We start from the raw sequence: 21,879 nt of genomic DNA, 5'->3' as shown, positions 1-21,879 counted from the left end.
TCGGTATCGCGACGCCAACGTGGGACGTCGGCAAACGTTCGATCAAATATAGGGGGGTGCGTGAAAACCGGCGGGGCTGGTCGTGAAGATTTCGCAGCCGTCGTCGGTGATGCCGATCGAATGTTCGAACTGCGCCGACAGCGAGCGGTCGCGCGTGACGGCCGTCCAGCCGTCGTCGAGCACCTTCACGTCGCCGCGGCCGATGTTGATCATCGGTTCGATCGTGAAGATCATGCCGGGTTTCAGCTCCGGCCCGGTGCCGGGGCGGCCGAGGTGGACGACCTCCGGCGCGTCGTGGAACACGCGGCCGATGCCGTGACCGCAGAAATCGCGGACGATGCCGTAGCGATGCTTTTCGGCATGGACCTGGATCGCATGACCGATGTCGCCCATCGTGTTGCCGGGCCGTGCGGCTTCGACGCCGGCCATGAGGCATTCGTAAGTGACCTCGACCAGGCGGCGCGCCTTCACCGCGGCGTCGCCAGCGATGTACATGCGACTGCTGTCGCCGTGCCAGCCGTCGAGCAGCGGGGTGACGTCGACATTGATGATGTCGCCGTCCTTCAGCGTCTTCGGCCCCGGAATGCCGTGGCAGACGACGTGGTTGATCGAGATGCAGCTGCTGTGCGTGTAGCCGCGGTAGCCGAGCGTGGCGGGCACCGCGCCGGCCGCGCGACACATGTCGGCCACGATCCGGTCGAGCGCGGCGGTGGTGACGCCGGGCACGACATGCGGCACGAGCGCGTCGAGGATTTCGGCGGCCAGCCGGCCGGCGCGGCGCATGCCGGCGAAACCGTCGGCATCGTACAGCTTGATCGCGCCGTCGCGCGTCACCGGGTCCGTGGCGGTGATGGTCATATATTCCGTCATGGTGCAGGATATAGCGCGACGTTCGCTGCTTTGCGAGCATGCGCGAAGCGGCTATGCCGCCGCCATGACCGAGACACGCATCTGGACCGCCGCCCTCCTCGTCATCGGGGACGAAATCCTGTCGGGGCGGACGCAGGACCGCAACGTGGCGCAGGTGGCGCTGTGGCTGAACCTGCAGGGAATCAGGCTGGTCGAGGTACGGGTGGTGCCCGACGTGGAGGCGGTGATCGTCGATGCGGTCCATGCGCTGACCGCGAAGGCGGATTATCTGTTCACCACCGGTGGCATCGGGCCGACCCACGACGACATCACGGTGGATGCGATCGCGGTGGCGCTGGGCGTGCCGGTGGTGGTGCATCCGCAGGCGCGCGCGGTGCTGGAGGACTATTATGCGAGCCGCGGCGGGCTGAACGAGGCGCGGCTGCGGATGGCGCGGGTGCCGGAGGGTGCGGACCTGATCGAGAACCGGATGTCGGGCGCGCCGGGTATCCGCCACGGCAACATCTTCATCATGGCGGGCGTGCCGCACATCGCGGGGATGATGCTGGAGGCGCTGTCGGGGCAGCTGGAGGGCGGGCGGCCGCTGCTGTCGCGCACCGTCGGCTGCATGGTGCCGGAAAGCGAGATCGCCGACACGCTGCGCGAGACCGAGCGCGACCATGCGGCGTGCCAGATCGGGAGCTATCCCTTCTTCCGCGACGGACGGGTGGGTGCCAACTTCGTGGTGCGGTCGACCGAGCAGGATGCGCTGGATGCGTGCGCGGAGGACCTGGTCGCACGGCTGGCCGAGGTCGGGCATGTGGCGACCGACGGGGGGATCTGAGGTCTCGCGAGCCCCTCCCCTGAAATGGAGGGGGGTTAATGTTTTAACGTTGACGGCCTATGTTTCAGCCATGAACCGGCCTCCCTTCGCATGATCCCGGCGAGCCTGCGCGGGCGGGGGTGGTGGTGGAGCGCGCCCGATACGTGGGTGCCCGAGCCGCATGAGCGATCGATCATGCCCGGGTCGCCGGCGATCCCGGATCATCCGATGCGGGTGCGGCTGGCGTTCGGGGGGATCGCGGCGCTGGCGGGGATCACCGGCGGGCTGGGCAACGGGATCGTCACCGCGAACCTGACCAGCCTGCAGGGCGAGCTGGGGCTGTATCCGGCCGAGGCCGCGTGGTTGCCGACGGTTTATGTCATGACCAACGTGGTCAGCAACCTGCTGCTGGTGAAGTTCCGCCAGCAATATGGGCTGCGGCTGTTCGTGCAGATCTTCCTGGTCGGCTATGTGCTGGCGACCGCGGCGCATCTGGTGGCGCATAGTTTCGCGTCCGCGATCATGGTGCGGGCGTTCAGCGGGGTCGCCGCGGCATCGCTGTCGACGCTGGCGCTGTTGTACATGATGCAGGCGTTCAAGCCGTCGTGGCGGCTGAAGGGGCTGGTGTTCGCGGTGGGCATCCCGCAGCTGGCGACGCCGATGGCGCGGCTGTTCCCGTCCGAACTGCTGGAGGCGGGGCAGTGGCAGACATTCTATGCGTTCGAACTGGGGCTCGCATTGCTGACGCTGGCGGCGGTGCGGTGGTTGCCGTTGCCGCCAAGCGAGCGGTTCAAGGCGTTCGAGCGCGGTGACTTCCTTACCTTTGCACTGATCGCGCCGGGGCTGGCGCTGCTCGCCGCGGTGCTGGGGCTGGGGCGTGTGCTATGGTGGTTCGAGGCGCCGTGGCTGGGTTATGCGCTGTGCGCGGCGGTGGTGTTGCTGACCGTGGGGTTCTGGATCGAGCATCGCCGCGAGAACCCGTTGCTCAACACGCGCTGGCTGGGGAGTGGCGATATCCTGCGGTTCGCGCTGGTCGCGATCCTGACGCGCGTGGTGCTAGCGGAGCAGACGACCGGGGCGGTCGGGTTGCTGACGACGCTGGGGCTGGGCAACGAGCAGATGCGCGGGCTGTTCGTCGTCATCCTGTTCGCGAGCATTGCGGGGACGGTGGTGGGATCGGTGACGCTGAACCCCAATTTCCTGGGCAAGCCGATCCTGATCGCGCTGGCGATGATCGCGTTCGGGGCGTTCATGGACATGGGGGCGACCAACCTGACGCGGCCGCCGCAGCTGTACGTGAGCCAAGCGATCCTGGGGTTCGCGGCCTTGCTGTTCATCGGGCCGGCACTGCTGGTCGGGTTGACGCGCGCGCTGGCGGCGGGGCCGGCATATTTCGTGAGTTTTTCGGTGTTGTTCAGCGTGACGCAGAGCCTGGGCGGGCTGATCGGTGCGGCGCTGATCGGCACGTTCCAGACGGTGCAGACGCGGGTCCATCTGATCCAGTTGGGCAACCAGGTGTCGCTGACCGATCCGATCGTGGCGTCGCGGGTCACCGCGGGTGGCGCAGGGTTGGGGCGGGTGATCGGCGATCCGGCGTTGCGGCAGGCGGAGGGCGTGGCGCTGATCGGGCAATCGCTGACGCGCGAGGCCAATATCCTGGCGTATGACGACGTGTTCCGATTGATCGGCGTGATCGCGCTCGTCACCATGCTATGGGCGTCGATCCACATCACCCGCATCCAGCGGGCCCGCCGCCGGGCCGCGCTGGCTGCGACCACGAGTTGAGCCATGGCCGACGCTGACCCCGAAACGCCGCCCGTCGTCGCGCCCGCCGCTGCACCCGCGCCTGCTGCGTCGCCGCGCCGGTGGCGGCCGCCGGCGAAGAGCCTGGGGAGCCTGGCGCTGATCGCGGTGCTGGTCGTCGCGGGGGTGCTGGCGATCCTGTACGCGTGGCGGCTGCCGCCGTTCGTGTTCGACACGCAGGCCACCGAGAACGCCTATGTGCGGGGGCAGGTGACGGTCGTCAGCCCGCAGGTGTCGGGATATCTGGTGGCGGTGCCGGTGCAGGATTTCCAGCATGTCGCGCGCGGGCAGATGCTGGTGCGGATCGACGACCGGATCTACCGCCAGCGGGTGGAGCAGGCGCAGGCGCAGGTCGCGGGGCAGCAGGCAACTCTGAACAACAGCGCGCAGCAACGCCGATCACGCGAGGCGGCGGTGGCGTCTCAGGATGCCGCGGTGGCGGGCGCGCAGGCGCAGCTGGTGCGTGCGCAGGCCGACATGGCGCGGGTCGAGGATCTGGCGAGCGACGGATCGGTGTCGCTGCGCGAACGCGACCAGACGCGCGCAGCGCTGTTGCAGGCCGAGGCCGCGTTGCAGCAGGCCGAGGCGGCGCGCGCGATCGGGCAGCAGGATGTGCGGTCGGTGGCGGTGGGGCGCGGCGGGCTGGCCGCGGCGGTGGAGGGCGCGGACGCGGCGCTGAACCTGGCGCGGATCGACCTGGCCAACACGATCATCCGCGCACCGCAGGCCGGCACGCTGAGCGAGGTCGGCGGGCGCGTGGGGCAATATGTGACGGCGGGGACGCAGCTGATGTTCCTCGTGCCCGAGCAGATGTGGGTGATCGCGAACTTCAAGGAAGCGCAGACCGCGAAGATGGCGGCGGGGCAGCGTGCGTCGTTCGCGGTCGACGCGCTGGGCGGCGCGCGGCTGACCGGCCGGGTGCAGAACCTGTCGCCCGCGGCGGGGAGCGAGTTCAGCATCATCCGGACCGACACGGCGACCGGCAATTTCGTGAAGGTGCCGCAGCGGATCGCGGTGCGCATCGCGATCGATCCGGGGCAGGCGCTGGCGCGGCGGTTGCGGCCGGGGATGTCGGTGGAAGCCAGAGTGGATACGGGGCGGTGAGGGGTTTGCTGCCCCCTCGCCCCTGCGGGGAGAGGGTTGGGGAGAGGGGGGAGGTCAGCGCGGAGCGTCGGGCGTTTCACCTGGCGTCACCCCCTCTCCCAACCCTCTCCCCGGGGGGGAGAGGGCTTGCGGGCCTCGCGGTTGCGCTTCTCCTTGCTGGGTGTGCTGGGCCGCGGCCGGAGGTGCCTGTTGCGGCTGCGGTGACGGCGCCGGCGGGGTGGCGGACGCAGTTTTCGGGGACGGCGCCGGTGACCGCGGAGTGGTGGCGCGGGTTTGGTGATCCCGTTTTGACTCAGCTGGTCGAGGCGGCGCTGGCGAACAACACCGACCTGGCCGTCGCGGCGACGCGGATCGCGGAGGCGCGGGCGAACCAGCGGTTGGCACGGGCGGCGTTGTCGCCGTCGCTGAACGGGAGTGCGAGTGTCGCCGAGCAGCGGACGTTGACGTCGCTGGGCACCGGCATCGACGGGCTGGTCGGGCAGCCGGGGGTGCAGGTAGCGTATGAGGTCGACCTGTTCGGGCGGCTGGCGACGCTCGATCGGGCGGCGCGGGCGGATCTGCTGGCGGCGCAGGCGTCGCGCGATACGACCGCGCTGTCGGTCGCGGCGACGACGGCGAACGGGTACATCACGCTCCGCGCGCTCGATGCGCGGCTGCAGACGGCGCAGGAGACGCTGGTCGCGCGCGACGAGGCGCTGCGGCTGGCGCAGCGACGCGCGCTGACGGGCTATACCTCGCTGCTGGAACTGCGGCAGGCGGAGGCGGAATATCAGAGCGCGGCGCAGCTGATCCCGCAGGTCGAGCTGTCGATCAGCCGGCAGGAGAATTCCTTAAGCGTGCTGACCGGCGGCGTGCCGGGGGCGATCGCGCGCGGGCGGCCGCTGGCGGCGCTGGTGCCGCCGGCGATCCCGTCCGAACTGCCGTCCGAACTGTTGCGGCGGCGGCCGGATATTGCCGCGGCGGAGTATCGGCTGGCGTCGGCGGACCTGAGCCTGTCGGCGGCGCGGGCGCTGTATTTGCCGCGGCTGAATCTGTCGGGGACGGCGGGGCTGGCGCTGTCGTCGCTGATCGCGGCGCCGGTGACGCTGTTTTCGGTCGGCGGGAGCGTGCTGGGGCCGATCTTCGACGGCGGGCGGGTGCGCGCGGGGGCGGAGGCAGCGACCGCGCGGCGCGATGCGGCGGCGTTCGCCTATCGCGGGACCGCGCTGACCGCGTTTCGCGAGGTGGACGACAGTCTGGCGGGCGTGCGGCGGTCGGGCGAGCAGGCCGAGGCGGTCGGGCTGCAGCGCGAGGCGCTGGCGCAGGCGTTGCGGCTGGCGACCAACCGGTACCGCGCGGGCTATGCGAGCTATATCGAACAGCTTGATGCGCAGCGCGGTTTGCTGACCGCGGACCTGACGCTGATCCAGGCGCGGACGGACCAGCTGACCGCGGTGGTGACGTTGTATCAGGCGCTCGGGGGCGGCTGGGGGCGGTAGTCTCCAGTCCGGGCTCCTGTCCGTCATCCCGGTTTTTGTCGGGACGACGGACAGGTTGCCTAGGCCCTTACTCCGCAGCTTCCATGGCGGGGCTGTGGACGTCGTAGGCATGGCGGGCGGCCTGTTCGACGGCGACGGGGAGTGGCTCGTCTTCGCGCAGCGTGACGAAGCGGCCGGTCTTGCCGTCGAGGCCGAGGATGGTGCCGGCGTGGATGTCGACGAACCAGCCGTGCAGCGCGATTTCACCGCGGGCGATGCCGGCCGCGACGGACGGATGCGTGCGGAGATGGGTCAGCTGCGCCGCGACATTCTCCATCGCGATGGCGCGGACCTTGTCGGCACCCTCGAGGTGGGGATAGCAGTCGGAGACGATCTGCGCGGCGCCGTGGCCGTGCTTGAGCCAGCCCGCGACGATCGGCATCGCGCCGAGCGCTTCCGGATTGGCGAGGCCCTTCATCGCGCCGCAATCGCTGTGGCCGCAGACGATGATGTCGCGCACGCCAAGCGCCACGACCGCATATTCGACGGTGGAGGACACGCCGCCGTTCGTCTGCGAATGCGGCGGCACGATGTTGCCGGCGTTGCGGCAGACGAACAGGTCGCCGGGCTGCGCCTGCATGATGTGTTCCGGCACGACGCGGCTGTCCGCGCAGGAGATCATCAGCGCCTTCGGGCTTTGCCCGTCCGACGCGAGCTTCGCGTAGAGGCTGCTGCGATTCTTATATTCGGTCTTCTCGAAGCCGAAGACGCGACCGATCAGCTCGTTCATGGTTCTGCTCCATCCTGTCGGGGGCGCATGGTGCGGCCCCGTTGACGGTCGAAGTGCCAGACCAGTTTTGCTGCGATAGGGATGGTGCGTAAGTAAGTGTTGCTCGGGTCTCAGCGGTGCGGGAGCGCGATTTCGGCGCGGAGGCCGCCCTCGGGTCGGTTGATGAGCGCGAGCGTCCCTTCCGCGCGGGCAACGGCGCGCGCGACGATGGCGAGGCCGAGCCCGAACCCCTCGGTATTGCGGGCGCGGGCGGGATCGAGCCGTTCGAACGGGCGGAGTACGGTTTCGAGCGCGTCTGGCGGGATGCCGGGGCCGTCATCGTCGACGCGGATCAGGATGCGGCCAGGCTCCACCACCAGCGCCACGACGATCGCGTCGCCATAATGTAGCGCGTTGTCGACGAGGTTGGCGACCGCGCGCTTCATCTCCAGCGGGCGGAGGTGCGCGTCGAAGTGGTCGGGGCCGTCATAGTCGGCGGTGCGGCCGCGGTCGGTGGCGTCGTCCACGAGCGTGGCAAGCATAACGGCGAGGTCGACCCGCTCGGGCGCCTCCGGGTCGCTGTCGCCGCCGAAGAAGGCGAGGAGCGAGGAGAGCATCGCCTCCATTTCGGCGAGGTCGCCGTCCATCGAGGTGCGGAGCGCCGCGTCGGGGACTGCGTCGGTGCGGAGTCGGAGGCGCGCGATGGGGGTGCGCAGGTCGTGGCCGACGGCGGCGAGCGCCTCGGTCCGGTCGTCGATCAGTTGGAGGATGCGGGCCTGCATGTCGTTGAACGCGTGGATGACCTGGCGCACCTCGCGGCTGCCCTGTTCGGGCAGGGTGGTGGGTGCGCCGTGGCCGATCGCATCGGCGGCGTTGGCGAGCATCCGCATGGGGCGGAGCGTGACGCGCAGCACCAGGAAGCCGATGCCGATGAGCGCCAGCGCCGGGAGTAGTGCGATGACGATGCGGGTGAAGGCGAGCGTGGTGCCCGTCAGCAGCTCGTCCGTACTGAAATCGATCCACGTGCCGTCGGGCAGGCGGAGGCCGCCGACCACGACGTTGCTCACCCCCGGCGATTTCAGGCGGAGCCGCAGGTCGGTGTTGGCGAGCACCGGTTCCCAGGCGACGATCTGCAGCCGCATCTCGCGCAGTTCGGCGGGGACGGGGGGCGGGACGGTGCGGGTGGGGCGCCACTGGATGGCGTAGCGATCGGTGGTGAGCTGTTCAGCGATGGCGGGGCGTTGATCGACCGGGCTGTCGGCGAGCAGGCGGCGCGAAATGACGAGATGTTCGGCGACGCGGCGCGCCTCGTCCTCCTGCGCGGACAGTCGGCTGGTGCGTTCGTAGAGGAAGGTGCTGGCGCCGAATTCGACCGCGACGGTGAGCAGCACGATCAGGAAGATCTGGCCGAGCAGGCCGAGCGAGGGGCGGGCGAGCCTCATGCCCAACGCTGCGGGATCATGTCCGGTTCACGACCGCGTTAAACATGTAGCCGGCGCCGCGGACCGTGACGATCGGCGAGGGGACGTCGGTGGTCGACAGTTTCCGTCGAAGCCGGCTGACCAGCACGTCGATGCTGCGATCCGACGCGTCGGCCAGCCGGGTGCGCGACAGTTCGATCAGCCGTTCGCGGCCGATGACGCGTTGCGGATGATCGAGAAACGAGGCGAGCAGGTCGAACTCCGCACCGGTCAGGTCGATGACAGCGCCGGTGGGGGAGCGCAATTCGCGGCGCGGGAAATCGACCGTCCAGCCGGCGAATTCGGCCTTGTTCTCGCCGCCCTCGCCGTGGCGCCGGTCGAGTCCGCCGCGGCGCAGGACGGCGCGGACGCGGGCGAGCAGTTCGCGCGTGCCGAACGGTTTGGGGAGATAGTCGTCCGCGCCGAGTTCGAGGCCGATGACGCGGTCGGTCTCGCTGGTCTTCGCGCTGACGAAAATGATTGGCACGTCGCTTTTCTGGCGGATCTGGCGGCACAGGTCGATGCCGCTGGTGCCGGGCAGCATGATGTCGAGCAGGACGAGATCGACCGGGCCGGCATCGAACGCGATCCACATTTCGGGCGCGGAGGCGGCGGGGCGGACCTGGAACCCGTTTTCGCCGAGCGCGCGGGCGGTGAGCGTGCGGAGGCCGGGGTCGTCTTCGACCAGCAGGATGATGGGGGCGGTCATGCGGTGTGGGTAGGTGCGGGACGGGGGGCGGTCAATGACGGGGCGCGGGGGGTGGCGTGTGGGTGGGGCGGCTGGGCGTCCTCGAGGTACTTCGGGGATCCCACCTTGGTCGTCTCCCCGCGGATGCGGGGATCCAGTTCTGCTTCTTCTGGCGTGGCGTTCAGGACTTAGCTGGGTCCCCGCATCCGCGGGGGTACGGGGTGGGTGGCTCGCGGTGGAACGTCGGTCGCGGTGCGCCGTTCGAGTGGGGAGTTTGAGGAGCCCTGTCATCGCTATCGACGCCGATCTGATGCCGACCCTGCGGAGTGCGGTTCTGGAGTGGGATCGGGCCGATCCGGACGTCGAGGGCGTGTTTCCGGCCGAGAAAATGTCGGCGTTGCGCGACATGGGGGCAACGCGGGCGTTTGCGACCGTCGCGGCGGGCGAAGAGACGGCGGCGCTGGTCGAGGCGTTGCGGCTGGTCGGCGGGGCGGACCTGGGGCTGGGGCGGATCTTCGAGGGGCATGTGAATGCCGCGCAGTTGGTCAATGCGTATGGCGATGCGGCGCAGCGCGCGATGCTGGCGGAGGACCTGGCGGCGGGGATGATCTTCGGCGTGTGGGCGACCGGGCCGGCGCCGGAGATGCAGGCGGTGCCGCAGGACGATGGCTGGCGGCTGGTGGGCGAGAAGAGTTTCGCGACGGGCGCCGGGTTTCTGGATCGCGTGCTGATCACCGTACGTGGGCCCGACGGGACCAAGCGGCTGGTGTTCGTCGACCTGCGCTGGGAGGAGGCGCGGGTCGACCTGAGCGGTTGGACGGTGCGGGGGATGAAGGGGACCGGCAGCGGGGCGTTCGATTTCGACGGAATTGTGGTGCCCGACGCTGCGATGATCGGCGGCGGGGACGTGTACGAGACTGAGCCGCGGTTCAGCGGCGGGGCGTGGCGGTTTACGGCGGTGCAGCTTGGCGGGGTGATCGCGTTGCTGCGGCATTACCGCGATCATCTGGTCGCCGCGAAGAAGGATGGCGACGCGATCCAGCGCGCGCGGTTCGGGGCGTGTGTGGCGGCGGTGCGGTCGGCGGCCTTGTGGGTCGATCGCGCGGCGCAGGCGACCGAGGCTGGTGAGCCGGATGCCGTCGCGCTGGTGCTGATGACGCGTGGCGTTGTGGAGGAGGCCGGGCTGGCGACGATGGAGGCGGCGGCGCGGGCCGTGGGGACGGCGTCGTTCTTCACGGGCAACCGGATCGACCGGATCACGCGCGACCTGGGACTGTACCTGCGCCAGCCGGTGCCGGACCAAGCGCGCGACCGAGCGGCGGGGGCGTGGATCGAGCAGGATTGCTGGGGCAGCGATCGGTGGTGGTAGCGCCGGGGCAGCGGACCTGGGCGCGGCTGGTGCGGCGTGGGCGCGGGCTGGACGTGCGTGCGTTGGCGGCGCTGGGGCCGTGGCTGGTGCTGGCGCCGCATCCGGATGACGAGGCGCTGGGGGCGGGTGGCATGCTTGCGCGGCTGGCGGCGGCGGGGGCGGATCCGCGCATGGCGATCCTGACGGACGGGGCGGCGAGCCATGTCGGGGCACCGCGCTGGGGGCCGCGGCGGCTGGCGGGTGTACGTCGACAGGAAGCGGGGCATGCGGTGCGGGCGCTGAGTGTACGGCCGGCGGTGCATCTCGGCTGGCGCGATGCGGCGCCGCCGGTTGTGGGGGATAAGGTGTTTCGGGCGGGGGTGCGGCGGTTGAGTGCGCTGATCGTGCGACATCGGGTTCGCGCGCTGGCGGTGTGCTGGTCGGGCGAGGCGCATTGTGATCATGAGGCGGCGGCGGCTCTGGCGCGGGCGGTGGTGACCGCGGCGCGGGGGCGGGTGCGGTTGTACGAATATCTGGTGTGGGGCTGGACCGATCCGGCGTTGGGCGCGAAGCTGAACGGGCGGCGGGTGGTGTCGGTGGACGTGGCGGCGGCGCGGCGGGCGCATCGGCGGTCGATCGATTGCCATCGCAGTCAGACGGGGACGCGGGTGCAAGGCGCGGTCGATCCGTTCCGCCTGCCGCGCGCGATGATCGCGCTGACCGCACGGCCGCGGACGGTGTTGCTGGAAGGAGCCGGACATGCGGCGTGAGACGACAATCGACGCGGACTATTTCGAGAAGATGTACCGCGACGACCCCGATCCGTGGAAGTTCGAGACGAGCGAGTATGAGGCGGCGAAGTATGACCGCACGCTGGCCGCCCTGCCGGCGGAGCAATTCGGGCGCGTGCTGGAGGTCGGCTGTTCGATCGGGGTGCTGACCGAGCGGCTGGCGGCGCGGTGCGATGCACTGGTGGCGGTCGACGTGTCGGAGACGGCGCTGGCGCGGGCGGCGGAACGGTGTGCGGACCTGCCGCAGGTCACCTTCGCGAAGATGGCGATGCCGGACGATGTGCCGGAGGGTTCGTTCGATCTCGTGATGCTGTCGGAGGTCGTCTACTACCTCGACAGCCCGGATATCGTGCGGCTGGGGGCGTATCTGCGCGGGGCGACCGCCGCGGGGGCGTATCTGATGCTGGTCCATTGGACTGGGACGACCGATTATCCGAAGCCCGCCGATACCGCGACGGCGGAGTTGCGCGCCGCGCTGGGCGACGCGGTGTCAGCCGTCCATGCCGAGCGCCACGACGCCTACCGGCTCGACCTGTGGCGGCGGGAAGACGTGGCCGACTGAGGTGTCGGTGGCGGACCGCCGTGCGCGGACGATGCGGCGCGCGGTGGCCATCGCGGCTGGGAGCGTCGCGAAGCTGAGCGGCTGACGGTCGTCATGGTCCTGTGGGGCGACCATGACGTGGACCGGGTAGGTTTCGTGGAGCGGCTTGGCCTCGTCCTGCTCGATCCAGGTGCGGAGCGTTTCGGCCATGCCGCCCGATGCGCGGCCCTCGGTGCGGCAGGAGGTGAAGACCCGCACGTCGCGCGCGTGGCGGATGCGGCCGCCGGCGGTGCGGATTGCGGTGAACAGCGCGCGGTCTTCGCCGACCGGGGGTGTCGGTGCGCCGCCGATCCGGCGGTAGAGGCCGAGCGTCAGCGCCATGCTCGCGCCGCCCTCATAGCCATGGCAGGGCCAGGCGTCGTCGGTCGCGGTCGGTGCGCGGAGATAGTCGATCGCGGTGAAGTAGCGCCCGAGCAGGTTCAGCCGGGCGACCGCCGCGGGGCCGAGCGCGGCGCGTTCGGTGCGGAGGGTGAGGGCGAGGCCGGCGACCGCATCGTGACCGGCGTCGATATGCGCGTCGGTCCGCACGATCCAGTCGGGGGCGACGAGCGTGTCCGCATCCGTGCCGAGCAGCAGGTCTTGGTCGTCCGTCAGGAGGTCGGCGGCGGCATCGAGTGCGAGGCGGCGGGCCCAGCCGGCGTGGCGCGCGCCGGGGAGCATCGACACGGCGCGGGCGTCCAGTTCGAAATGCTGCGGGCGGTAGCGGGTGAGGATGGCGACGCTGTCGTCGGTGCAGCCATTGGCGAAGGCGACGACGGTGACGTGGCCGGCATAACGCTGTGCCGCGCGATCGATCGCGTCGAGGCATGCGGCGATGCACTCCGCCTCGTCCCGTAATGGGATGGCGATCGCGACATTCCGGATCGCGTCCCGCTCCGATCTTATCATAGCAAAAGAAATGACCGGCGGCGGGGTTCGTTCCGATCTGCGGAACCGGTCGGCAAAGCGGCAGGTTCTATTGTCAGACTGCCGCAGGACGACAGACCAGACCGTACGGAAACGAGCATCCATGCAGCAGAAAGAAGACTGGCACCTGACCGAGAAGGTGCTCCACGAACTGGGGCGCGGCGATCCGTTCGCCGCCGCGATCCGCGGGACGCGGATGCCGATGATGATCACCGACCCGCGCCAGCCGGACAACCCGATCGTGTTCGCCAACCAGGCGTTCCAGGACCTGACCGGCTATTCGCGCGACGAGATCATCGGGCAGAATTGCCGGTTCCTGCAGGGCCCCGATACGGACCGGGACGCGATCGAGCGGCTGCGCGAGGCGATCCGTGCGGAGACGCCGATCAATGTCGACCTGCTGAACTATCGCCGCGACGGCAGCACCTTCTGGAACGCGCTGTACGTCAGTCCGGTGCGGAGCGAGGAGGGCGAGACGCAATTCTACTTCGCGTCGCTGCTCGACGTGACGGAGCGGGTCGAGGCGCACGCGGCGATCGCGGTGCAGAAGAGCGACATCGAAGCGCAGGTGCAGAGCCGGACCGCGGACCTGGAGGCGGCGCTGGAGACCAAGTCGCTGCTGCTGCACGAGGTGGATCACCGCGTAAAGAACAACCTGACGATGGTCGGGTCGCTGCTGCGGTTGCAGGCGCGCGCCATCCCGGACAAGGCGCTGCGCGTGACGCTGGAGACCATGCTGGAGCGGGTCGATGCGCTGGCGACCGTCCACCGCCGGCTGTACCAGAATCGCGACATCCACCGGTTCGATGCGGGGGCGTTCGCGCAGGACCTGACGAGCGATATCCTGGCGGGCAGCGGGCGCGACGACATCGTGCTGGAGACCGAGGTGGCGTCGTTGCAGATCCGCGCGGCGGATGCGACCGCGCTGGGGCTGATCCTGAACGAGCTGATCGTCAATGCGGTGCGGCATGCGTTCGCGGACGAGCGGGCGGGCACGCTAACGCTGAAGGTGTACCGCGAGGGCGACATGGGTCGGATCATGCTGTGCGACGACGGGCCGGGGTTCGCGATAGAGTCCGTCGGCGAGACGATCGGCCGGACTTTGGTGTCGCGCCTGTCGCGCCAGTTGCGGGCGGAGACGGTGTGGCGGAACGCCAACCCCGGGACGTGCGTATTAGTGTCCTTCCCCGTCGCAGAGTAAGGACGCCAAGGATGCATCATCCCCCGTTGCGTGTCCTGATCGTCGAGGACGAGGCATTGCTCGCCATGGATATCGAAGCGATCGTCGAGGATTGCGGGCATGAAGTGGTGGGCGAGGCATCGAGCCTGACGACCGTGCGGTCGCTGGTCGGGCTGGCGCCGCCGGACGTGGCGTTCGTCGACATCCAGCTGGCCGAAGGGTCGAACGGGCTGGACGTTGCGGCGTTCATCAAGGCGCACTGGAAGGAGACCGCGGTCGTGTTCGTCACCGCGAACCCCAAGAAGGTGCCGGACGATTTCGCGGGCGCCCACGGGATTGTGCCCAAGCCGTTTTCGCGCGCGGGCCTGATGGCGGCGATGCGCTATATCGAGGAAGGGCTTTGCGATCCGCCGCCCAGCACGCAGCCGCCGCGGAGCTTCGTCGCGTCGCCGATCGTGCGGCAGCGGTGGGAAGCGCCCGCGGAGTAGGGGCTTAGCTTTCGTCGGTGCCTGTGATCAGCGTGCGGGCTCGAGCCCCTCGGGCGGCAGGCGGCCACTGCGTTGCAGCCAGGCGAAGACGCGGTTGAGCAGCGGGTTGGACCAGCCATTGTTCGTGCTGAAATCGCAGGTCAGCGTGGCGTGGTGATGGGCGTGATCGCTCGGCCGCATGACGAGGCGGGTCGCCCGGAGCGCGCGCACGATCCACGGCACGTCCTGGCGGTGGAGCGCGCCGTGGAAATATTGCGCGAAGGTGGTGCCGATCGCGAAAGTGATCCCGACCGCGATGACGCCGGCGGGGAGCGGGAGCAGCAGGCAGACGAGGGTCAGCAGCGCGGTGAACGGCAGCGTGGCGAACAGTACGGTCGAGCCGATCAGCCGCACGATGTTGCGCCGCCCCAGCGCATCGGGGCGCGGGTGGTGGTTCTTGAAATCGAACACCAGCCGCTCGAACGGCCCGAGTTGCGCGAAGGTGGCGTCGCGAAGCTTAATATAATGGTCGGACTCGCGCGATCCTTCGTAGAAATAGAGCGTGTCGAGCCCGATCCCCTCGCGGCACGGCTTGTAGTCCATATACATATGGACCGCGCCCGACATCATGTCGGCGAGATACCAGCCGAGCAGCGCGCCCGGCACGATCCACCAGTCCGCCCGCGCAACCATGACGCCGAGGTCGACCGCGAGCAGCACGGCGAGCAGGATGAGGGCGAGGCGGATCTTCATGCGATTCCTAAAATGTTCGCGGTCTACATAGCGGCTAACCCCGTCCGATGCGACCCGTTGGGAACGCGGAGCAGGGGTTTGTCCATGACGATCGTAACGTTCAGCAAACGGCGGGTTTTGGTGGATTACGGCCTGACCGCTCTCAGGCGGCAATCGTCGTAATCGGACGCTCGTTCAGGCGGCGGGTCAGGTGCTCAAGTGGCCGCTTCTGGCGGAGACCGCGGCCGCCACCTAGCCTTGGTTTTGGCGTTCCGGTCGTTTGTTCACAAACAGTGAGCGTGTGATTCCGGAAGATGGATCGAAGCGGCCTATCCTTCGTCTCTCGCTTATAGTGGCCGCCGACTGGCCGCAGGCGGGGGGGTATGATGCGCGGCGGTTACCTGGCGGGCCGCGGTGCCTATATGATCCGGCAGATCACGAAGCGGATTTGGTTTCGCGCGTCGTTGTTCAGCATCGCGGCGATTCTGACGGCGCTGGTCGCGGCGTGGGTGGCGCCGTTCATTCCTTACGAGCTCAGCCTGCGGGTCGGCGGCAAGGCGGTCGACAATATCCTGACCATTATGGCGTCGAGCATGCTGGCCGTCACGACGTTTGCGCTGTCCGCATCGGTTACGGCCTATGGATCGGCGACCAGCACGGTCACGCCGCGTGCGACGCAACTCCTGATTGACGATCGTTTCACGCAGAACGCGTTGTCGACGTTCGTCGGCACGTTCCTGTTCAGCATCGTTGGCATCATCGCGCTGACGACCGGACTATACGGGGCGGAGGGGCGGGTGGTGCTGTTCTTCGCGACGATCCTGATCGTTGCGATCATCGCCATCACGTTGCTGCGCTGGATTCAACATCTGTCCAGTTTCGGGCGGGTCCGCGACACGATCGAGCGGGTCGAGACGGTGGCGCGGCGCGCGATGCAGGCCTGGGCGAAGGCACCGCATCTGGGCGCGCAGCCGCCTGTCGCCGTGCCCGATTCGGCGGTGGCGATCTACAGCGCGGAGATCGGGTATCTTGCCCACATCGACGTGACGGGTCTGGCGCGGCTGGCGGACCGGCAGGATCTGACGATCCACATTGCCGGATTACCGGGGGCGCTCGTCCATGCCGAACGACCGCTGGCCCATGTCGTGGGTGCGTTCGACGACGAGGCTCGCAAGAGCATTAACGCGGCGTTCTCGGTCCTTCAGGATCGCGAGTTCGAACAGGATCCACGCTTCGGGCTGATCGTGCCGACGGAAATTGCGTCGCGCGCGCTTTCCCCCGCGGTCAACGATCCCGGTACGGCCATTCGCGTTCTCGGGTCGGTGCAGCGCGTTCTGTGCGATCTGGTCGATACGGATCGCGGGGAGGACGCCGGGCGTCACGAACGAGTTCATGCGCCGCACTTGGCGATTGCCGATATGTTCGACGATGCCTTCCGGCCGATTGCGCGCGACGGGGCGCAGATCATCGAGGTACAGTTGCGCCTGCAGAAGACACTGGCCGCGCTTGCCGGCCATGCTCCGTCATCGTTCGCGACGATTGCCGCGCATCATGCGAATGCGGCGTTCACCCGCGCCGCGGCGGCATTGGGCAAAGGCGACGACGTTGCGGTTCTTCGTGCCGCAGCCCGACTGGTACGACGAGAGCCCTAGCTGGCTGCGCGGGGCCGGTCGGTCGGCCAGGTTGCCAGCGTTGCGCCGGTCGTGCCGTTCTCGATCCTGACCTCGTCGAGCGAGGTGGCGACGAGGCACACCGGGCGCTGTTCCGCACCGCCCACCTGTTGGCACACGACCGGAGCACCGTCCGGGGCGGCGGCGATATGGCCGATCAGCCGCACACGGAAACCCTGGTCTGCCTGAACCTCCTCGGGTTTAACGCGCAGGACGGTTGTGTAGGGGCTGCCCTCACGGCGGCCCTGTCGGCCGCTTTCCGGGCCGAAGATCTGTCCGACCGCGAGCGTCTGGCCGGGTAGGGTCACCGGCTCTGCGCCGGTCGCCGCAACCGGGTCCTGGTCCGCCGGGCAGGTCTCGCTACTGGTCCAGGGGCGCGCAACCCAGAAGCCCTCCAGCGCTTCGACCCCGTCCGGTGCCCCGCGCGGCCACCAGTCGGCAGGCAGCCAAGCAGACGGCGCGACGTGGATCCGCAGGGCACCGGCCGCGGCATCGTAGGTCCAGCGCATGGCCGCATCGCTGCCCTCGGTTGCCGCGCCATCGCACCCGAACGGAAGCGCGATCGAGAAGGGGCGAGCGATCATGTCCCGTAACGTGGCGGGCATGGCCGTGCCGCGTGCGGTGGCATCCGCGGCGGTAGCGGCCAGCGCGATCAGATCGCCCCGACCCAATGTCCGTCCGGCGTCATTCTGTTGAACAGCCGGCGCCGGGATCGCGACCGGGGCCGGGACGGCAGCGATCGGACGCGGGGTCGTCGCGCGCTGTCCGAGCAGGAACCCGCCGCCGCCGACGACCGCGACCGCGACGATTCCGGCGGTGATGGCGAGGCGGCTATTGCGCGGACTGGGTTCCCTCATGGACACGCCATAGCAAGGTCCGGCAAAGGGTTCACCATGAACGTGACAGGCTGTCCACAATCGCTGAGGATCGTTTTCGGGTGACCATCGCGCAGATCCTCACGCTCGTCGTGCTCGTGTCAGTGGTAGGCGCGCTGATCTGGGACAAAGTGAGGTCCGACGTGGTCGCGTTGACGGGAGCCGCGGTACTGCTGGTGACGGGCGTCGTGCGGCCGGTGGAGGTGCAGGGCGCGTTCGCCAGCCCCGCGATCATCGCGCTCGCCTCGCTGTTCGTCATTGCCTACGCGCTCGAACTGTCGGGACTGCTCGATCGTGGCATCGATCTGGCGGTTCGGATGTGCCGGCGGCTGGGGGCGGCCGGGGTCTGGCTGCTGCTGGCGCTGATCGGGTTCCTGTCCTGTTTCCTCAACAGTACGCCGATCGTGGTGCTCGGCGCGCCGGTCGTCCGCGACGTCGCGACCGCGCTGAAGCTGCCACCGAAACGCTATCTGATGCCGCTGTCCTACATCACCGTGCTGACCGGCTGCTGCACGCTGATCGGCACGTCCACCAACCTGCTGGTCGACGATATGGCGCGTGTCGCGGGCCAGCCGCGGTTCGGGCTGTTCGAGATCACGCCCGTCGGGTTGCCTATCGCGCTGGCCGGCGGGCTCTACCTGTTCCTGTTCAGCGGCCGGCTGATGGGCCGCAGCCTGACGGGGCCGGCCATCGTTCAGCATGCGCCGGATTTCGAGGCGCCGGGCGCGCAGATCGGCGACGCGGACCTGTTTGCGGAGCGTCGGCCGTTCCAGCCGGTGAATGCCGTGCTGGCAGGGATAGTGTTCGTCGGGGCGATCGCGGCGGCGGCGATGGACATTGCGCCGATCGCCGCGTCCGCCTTCGCAGGGGCCGTGCTGCTGATCCTGATGCGCGTCATCACCGCGGATGAGGCTTATGGAGGTTTGCGGCCGCAGATCCTGATCCTCATCGCGGGGATGGTCGTGATCGGCATCGCGATGGAGGAGAGTGGTCTCGCCGCAGTCGCGACGAACACGCTGGTGGCCTCGTTGCACGGTGTTAGCCCACTCGTCGCTCTCGTCGTGCTCTACGGTCTGACGATGGTGCTGACCGAATTGCTGTCGAACGCCACGGTGGCGGTGCTGGTCACGCCGATCGCGGTGGCGCTGGCGGAGAGCCTCGGGGTCAGTCCGCGGCCGTTCCTCGTCGCGGTCATGATGGCGGGCAGTGCCGCCTTTGCCACCCCATTCGGGTATCAGACCAACGTGATCGTCTACCAGATGGGGGGGTATCGCTACATGGACTTCGTCCGGGTCGGCCTGCCGCTCAACCTGCTCACGTTCGCGGTGGCGATTGTTGCGATCGGGGCGTTCTTTCCTTTTTAGGTCGGTCGGCGAAGTCGTCTGGCCGCCGCCGTTCCGGCTGGACGAGCTGACGAGCCGGCGTCACGTCAACATGAGCGGATGTCCGAAGTTGGGAAGTGTCGAACCGTCTCGGAATGGCCGGTTGTGGGTCTCCTGCGTCACGCGCTTGAGCGCAATCGGCCGCTCCAATCTAACGGAGGGGCTGATCGCTAGCTGTTAGGCAGCTGCACCTCCGTCAATGTTTAGCGTGGTGCCCGTAATGTAGCTCGCATCGGGCCCGGCGAGGAAAGCGACTGCACCCGAAATCTCCTCGACCTCGCCGTAGCGGCCGAGCGGAATGAACCCGAGCATTTGCTGGCCGAACTCACTGTCGCCAGGGTTCATGTCGGTGTCGATCGGGCCCGGCTGCACCGTGCTGACCAGAATCTTTAGAGGTGCGAGGTGCGAGGTTCTTCGCCCAGCCACGTGCCAACGCCGCTACGGCCGCCTTGGTCGCGCTGTAGACTGCGGTCGCCGGGAAGGCGAGTTCGCCCGAAACACTCCTATCAGGATGACGAGTATTCGTCACTCGACCACATAGCCTGACCTTGCGGGAGCTCCGGCACTTGGCTTAGACCCAAGCCTTGGAAATCGGTTGTGCAGGTCGGTAACCGAACATCTTTTCAGGAAAACCGGGGCGCTGCCGCGAAGATAATCAGGCAATCAGGATCTCAGCGGAATTGTCGAGCAGTAACAAACGGATATCAGCGCGGGGCATTGTCGTAAAATGAGTGGTTACCCCGGCTTTCTCCGGAGCGCGGACAAAATGGCGCCGTTGATTGCGGCGCATGACTGGAGCGCCTCAACCACCGGGCCATTAGCTGACTGGCCTTCACACCTCCGGTTCGCGACGGCAATCGTTCTGCAGTCCCCTATCCCGATGGCGTTGCTCTGGGGTGCCGAGGGTATCCTGATTTACAACGAGCATTATGCGGTGATCGCCGGCCGGTATCATCCTGCCATCCTTGGCCGTCCGGTTCGGGAAGCATGGCCCGAGGCGGCCGCCTTTAACCAAGACGTCCTGCAAACCTGCCTTGCAGGCCGGTCGCTGACATTTGCCCGCCAGGAAATGACAATCTACCGCGATGGGGCAGCCGAACAGGTCTTTTTTGACCTGAGCTATGCCCCGGTTCTGGACCCGGACGGCACACCCGCGGGCGCGCTGGCAACGGTCATCGAGACAACCGATGCCGTGGTGTTGGAGCAGAGTCTCATCGCGGAGACGCAGACGCTCGAAACGCTCAATCAGACGGGTGCGGCTCTCGCGGCCGAGCTGGACATCGAGCCGCTCGTGCAGATGGTCACCGATGCCGGCGTGAAACTGACCGGCGCGGAATTCGGCGCCTATTTCCACAACCTTCTGGACGAAACCGGGCAGCGCCTGGATATCTTTACGCTATCCGGCGCACCACGGGCCAAGTTCGAGGCGCTGGGGCGTCCTCGAGAGACTGCCATCTTCAAGCCTACATTCCGGAACGAAGGCGTGGTTCGTTCCGACGATATCCTTGTTGATGATCGGTACGGCCGCAATCTGCCTTATGCCGGCATGCCGCCCGGTCATCTGGCAGTCCGCAGCTATCTGGCGGCATCGGTGGTGTCCAGAACGGGCGAGGTGCTGGGCGGCCTGCTGTTCGGTCATTCCGAGCCTGGCCGCTTTACCGAGCGGCATGAGCGGCTGTTGTCCAGCGTCGCTGCGCAGGCGGCGATCGCGATCGACAATGCGCGGCTGTTTTCGGCAGTCCAGGATGTGAACAACACCCTGGAACGGCGGGTGTCGGAGCGGACGGACGAGTTGACCCGCGCGCACGATGCCCTGCGGCAGGCCCAGAAGATGGAAACGCTCGGTCAGCTGACCGGGGGCATCGCCCACGACTTTAACAATCTGCTGACCGTCATCCGGGGATCGGCGAAGCTGCTGATGCGGCCTGGCCTGACCGAGAACCGGCGGGAGCGGTACACCGACGCGATCGCCCAGACTGCGGATCGCGCCGCCAAGCTCACCAGCCAGCTGCTCGCCTTTGCCAGGCGATCATCGTTGACACCGCAGGTGTTCGACGTCGGCGACACCATCCGCCGTCTGCATGACATGATGGAGATGCTTGCCGGTGCCATGATCGAAGTGGACCTGCATCTGTCGGCCGACGCATGCTATGCGAATGCGGACGTGACGCAGTTCGAGACGGCCATAGTCAACATGGCGGTCAACGCGCGATGCGATGAAACAGCAGGGACGGCTGACCATTACCGTTCAACCTTGTGACCGCATCCCGCCGGTCCGCGGGCATGGCGCGCGGATGGGCGAATGGGTTTGTATCTCGATCGTCGACACCGGCTCTGGTATCGCGGCCGATGATCTCGAGCGCATCTTCGAGCCGTTCGTCACCTCGAAGGAGGTGGGACATGGTACTGGTCTCGGCTTGTCACAGGTGTTCGGCTTCGCCAAGCAGTCTGGCGGTGACGTGATCGCGACGAGCGAGGTCGGGGAGGGTGCGAAATTCACCCTCTTTCTTCCCCGCGAAGTTGAGCTGTCGACTTCGGTCGACGGTAGTCTGCCGCTCGATAGGTCATCGTTTGCACCGCTTCGGATCCTGGTCGTCGAAGATAATCCGGAAGTAGGCGGCTTTGCGATGGCGGCGCTTGACGACCTTGGACATCACGCCACCCTGGCGCGGAATGCGGACGAAGCACTGAAACAGTTGCGGGAGAATGCGGACCAGTGCGACGTGGTCTTCTCCGACGTGATGATGCCTGGCATGAACGGGATCGAACTGTCCCATGAAATCAGACGGCATTGGCCGGACATGCCGATCATCCTGACCAGCGGGTACAGCGAGATCCTGTCGAAAGACGGCTCGGGCGAGTTCGAACTGCTGCACAAACCCTACTCAATCGACGCCCTCAGCGCCGCCTTCCAGCGCCTTGCCGCTGTCGTGTAGCCAGAAGGTGGCCACGGGAGCGCGGGCACGGCGGCGAG

At 68.1% G+C, this 21,879-nt stretch carries 21 protein-coding genes; 13 read left to right on the top strand and 8 right to left on the bottom strand.

The window, feature by feature from the left end; translation table 11 throughout:
- Positions 1–42: 42 nt before the first annotated feature.
- Positions 43–870, bottom strand: coding sequence for a type I methionyl aminopeptidase (gene map / locus IEX50_RS08540; protein ID WP_157174735.1), 828 nt, complete (start codon positions 868–870; stop codon positions 43–45).
- A gap of 64 nt (positions 871–934) precedes the next feature.
- Here map and IEX50_RS08535 point away from each other — a divergent pair, with 64 nt between their 5' ends.
- From IEX50_RS08535 to IEX50_RS08520, 4 genes are all read left to right on the top strand, one after another.
- The gene (locus IEX50_RS08535) at positions 935–1,693 is read left to right on the top strand and encodes a competence/damage-inducible protein A (protein WP_229673827.1); all 759 of its coding nucleotides are present in this window, start codon (positions 935–937) and stop codon (positions 1,691–1,693) included.
- 90 nt (positions 1,694–1,783) lie between these two features.
- Positions 1,784–3,457 (top strand): MFS transporter, encoded by a 1,674-nt coding sequence (locus tag IEX50_RS08530; RefSeq protein ID WP_157174736.1) that lies wholly within the window; start codon positions 1,784–1,786, stop codon positions 3,455–3,457.
- Between the two features lie 3 nt (positions 3,458–3,460).
- Positions 3,461–4,579 (top strand): HlyD family secretion protein, encoded by a 1,119-nt coding sequence (locus tag IEX50_RS08525; RefSeq protein WP_157174737.1) that lies wholly within the window; start codon positions 3,461–3,463, stop codon positions 4,577–4,579.
- Between the two features lie 80 nt (positions 4,580–4,659).
- The gene (locus IEX50_RS08520; RefSeq protein WP_157175773.1) at positions 4,660–6,057 is read left to right on the top strand and encodes an efflux transporter outer membrane subunit; all 1,398 of its coding nucleotides are present in this window, start codon (positions 4,660–4,662) and stop codon (positions 6,055–6,057) included.
- 67 nt (positions 6,058–6,124) lie between these two features.
- Here IEX50_RS08520 and IEX50_RS08515 read toward each other — a convergent pair whose 3' ends face one another.
- The 3 genes from IEX50_RS08515 to IEX50_RS08505 all read right to left on the bottom strand — a co-directional run bounded on the left by IEX50_RS08515 (position 6,125) and on the right by IEX50_RS08505 (position 8,974).
- The gene (locus IEX50_RS08515) at positions 6,125–6,826 is read right to left on the bottom strand and encodes a carbonic anhydrase (protein WP_157174738.1); all 702 of its coding nucleotides are present in this window, start codon (positions 6,824–6,826) and stop codon (positions 6,125–6,127) included.
- A 110-nt stretch (positions 6,827–6,936) separates the two neighbouring features.
- Positions 6,937–8,247, bottom strand: a complete 1,311-nt coding sequence (locus IEX50_RS08510; RefSeq protein WP_157174739.1) for an ATP-binding protein — start codon at positions 8,245–8,247, stop codon at positions 6,937–6,939.
- Between the two features lie 16 nt (positions 8,248–8,263).
- Positions 8,264–8,974 carry a response regulator gene (locus IEX50_RS08505; RefSeq protein ID WP_157174740.1) on the bottom strand — a complete coding sequence of 237 codons (711 nt, stop codon included), beginning with the start codon at positions 8,972–8,974 and terminating at the stop codon, positions 8,264–8,266.
- A gap of 289 nt (positions 8,975–9,263) precedes the next feature.
- Between IEX50_RS08505 and IEX50_RS08500 the strand changes: the two genes are divergently transcribed.
- From IEX50_RS08500 to IEX50_RS08490, 3 genes are read left to right on the top strand one after another with little or no spacing between them, the layout of a single operon-like run.
- Positions 9,264–10,322 (top strand): acyl-CoA dehydrogenase family protein, encoded by a 1,059-nt coding sequence (locus IEX50_RS08500; RefSeq protein ID WP_157174741.1) that lies wholly within the window; start codon positions 9,264–9,266, stop codon positions 10,320–10,322.
- Positions 10,280–11,071, top strand: coding sequence for a PIG-L deacetylase family protein (locus IEX50_RS08495; RefSeq protein ID WP_229673825.1), 792 nt, complete (start codon positions 10,280–10,282; stop codon positions 11,069–11,071). Before IEX50_RS08500 ends, IEX50_RS08495 begins: the two co-directional genes overlap by 43 nt.
- A complete protein-coding gene (locus IEX50_RS08490) occupies positions 11,061–11,654 on the top strand; it encodes a class I SAM-dependent methyltransferase (RefSeq protein WP_157174742.1) in 594 nt (197 codons plus the stop codon). Before IEX50_RS08495 ends, IEX50_RS08490 begins: the two co-directional genes overlap by 11 nt.
- On the opposite strand, the gene IEX50_RS08485 is transcribed toward IEX50_RS08490, so the two are convergent.
- Complete coding sequence (locus tag IEX50_RS08485; RefSeq protein WP_157174743.1) at positions 11,583–12,581, bottom strand: glycosyltransferase family 2 protein; 999 nt, start codon at positions 12,579–12,581, stop codon at positions 11,583–11,585. The two genes, IEX50_RS08490 and IEX50_RS08485, sit on opposite strands and share 72 nt — an antisense overlap.
- Before the next feature lie 121 nt (positions 12,582–12,702).
- Between IEX50_RS08485 and IEX50_RS08480 the strand changes: the two genes are divergently transcribed.
- Positions 12,703–13,800, top strand: a complete 1,098-nt coding sequence (locus IEX50_RS08480) for a PAS domain-containing protein (protein WP_157174744.1) — start codon at positions 12,703–12,705, stop codon at positions 13,798–13,800.
- An 11-nt stretch (positions 13,801–13,811) separates the two neighbouring features.
- Positions 13,812–14,267 (top strand): response regulator, encoded by a 456-nt coding sequence (locus IEX50_RS08475; protein ID WP_157174745.1) that lies wholly within the window; start codon positions 13,812–13,814, stop codon positions 14,265–14,267.
- Between the two features lie 27 nt (positions 14,268–14,294).
- Here IEX50_RS08475 and IEX50_RS08470 read toward each other — a convergent pair whose 3' ends face one another.
- Positions 14,295–14,999: a fatty acid desaturase CarF family protein gene (locus IEX50_RS08470; RefSeq protein ID WP_157174746.1), complete on the bottom strand. Its 705-nt coding sequence runs from the start codon at positions 14,997–14,999 to the stop codon at positions 14,295–14,297.
- Positions 15,000–15,364: 365 nt separating this feature from the next.
- Here IEX50_RS08470 and IEX50_RS08465 point away from each other — a divergent pair, with 365 nt between their 5' ends.
- Positions 15,365–16,630 (top strand): DUF2254 domain-containing protein, encoded by a 1,266-nt coding sequence (locus IEX50_RS08465; protein WP_157174747.1) that lies wholly within the window; start codon positions 15,365–15,367, stop codon positions 16,628–16,630.
- Here IEX50_RS08465 and IEX50_RS08460 read toward each other — a convergent pair.
- On the bottom strand, positions 16,627–17,505 hold the full coding sequence (locus tag IEX50_RS08460; protein ID WP_157174748.1) for a hypothetical protein: 879 nt from the start codon (positions 17,503–17,505) through the stop codon (positions 16,627–16,629). The genes IEX50_RS08465 and IEX50_RS08460 overlap by 4 nt on opposite strands.
- An 80-nt stretch (positions 17,506–17,585) precedes the next feature.
- Here IEX50_RS08460 and IEX50_RS08455 point away from each other — a divergent pair, with 80 nt between their 5' ends.
- Positions 17,586–18,887, top strand: coding sequence for an SLC13 family permease (locus tag IEX50_RS08455; protein ID WP_157174749.1), 1,302 nt, complete (start codon positions 17,586–17,588; stop codon positions 18,885–18,887).
- A 195-nt stretch (positions 18,888–19,082) separates the two neighbouring features.
- Here IEX50_RS08455 and IEX50_RS08450 read toward each other — a convergent pair whose 3' ends face one another.
- A complete protein-coding gene (locus IEX50_RS08450) occupies positions 19,083–19,331 on the bottom strand; it encodes an SDR family oxidoreductase (RefSeq protein ID WP_229673824.1) in 249 nt (82 codons plus the stop codon).
- Positions 19,332–19,671: 340 nt separating this feature from the next.
- Here IEX50_RS08450 and IEX50_RS08445 point away from each other — a divergent pair, with 340 nt between their 5' ends.
- Together IEX50_RS08445 and IEX50_RS08440 are read left to right on the top strand one after the other, a co-directional pair.
- A complete protein-coding gene (locus IEX50_RS08445) occupies positions 19,672–21,165 on the top strand; it encodes a PAS domain-containing sensor histidine kinase (protein WP_157174750.1) in 1,494 nt (497 codons plus the stop codon).
- Positions 21,122–21,841 carry a response regulator gene (locus tag IEX50_RS08440; RefSeq protein WP_157174751.1) on the top strand — a complete coding sequence of 240 codons (720 nt, stop codon included), beginning with the start codon at positions 21,122–21,124 and terminating at the stop codon, positions 21,839–21,841. Before IEX50_RS08445 ends, IEX50_RS08440 begins: the two co-directional genes overlap by 44 nt.
- Positions 21,842–21,879: the final 38 nt, after the last annotated feature.

This window comes from Sphingomonas prati (genome assembly GCF_014643515.1).
In the GTDB taxonomy this organism is placed as follows: domain Bacteria; phylum Pseudomonadota; class Alphaproteobacteria; order Sphingomonadales; family Sphingomonadaceae; genus Sphingomonas_R; species Sphingomonas_R prati.
The sequence above is the reverse complement of the archived record's forward strand: the minus strand, read 5'-3'. Positions and strand labels throughout refer to the sequence as shown.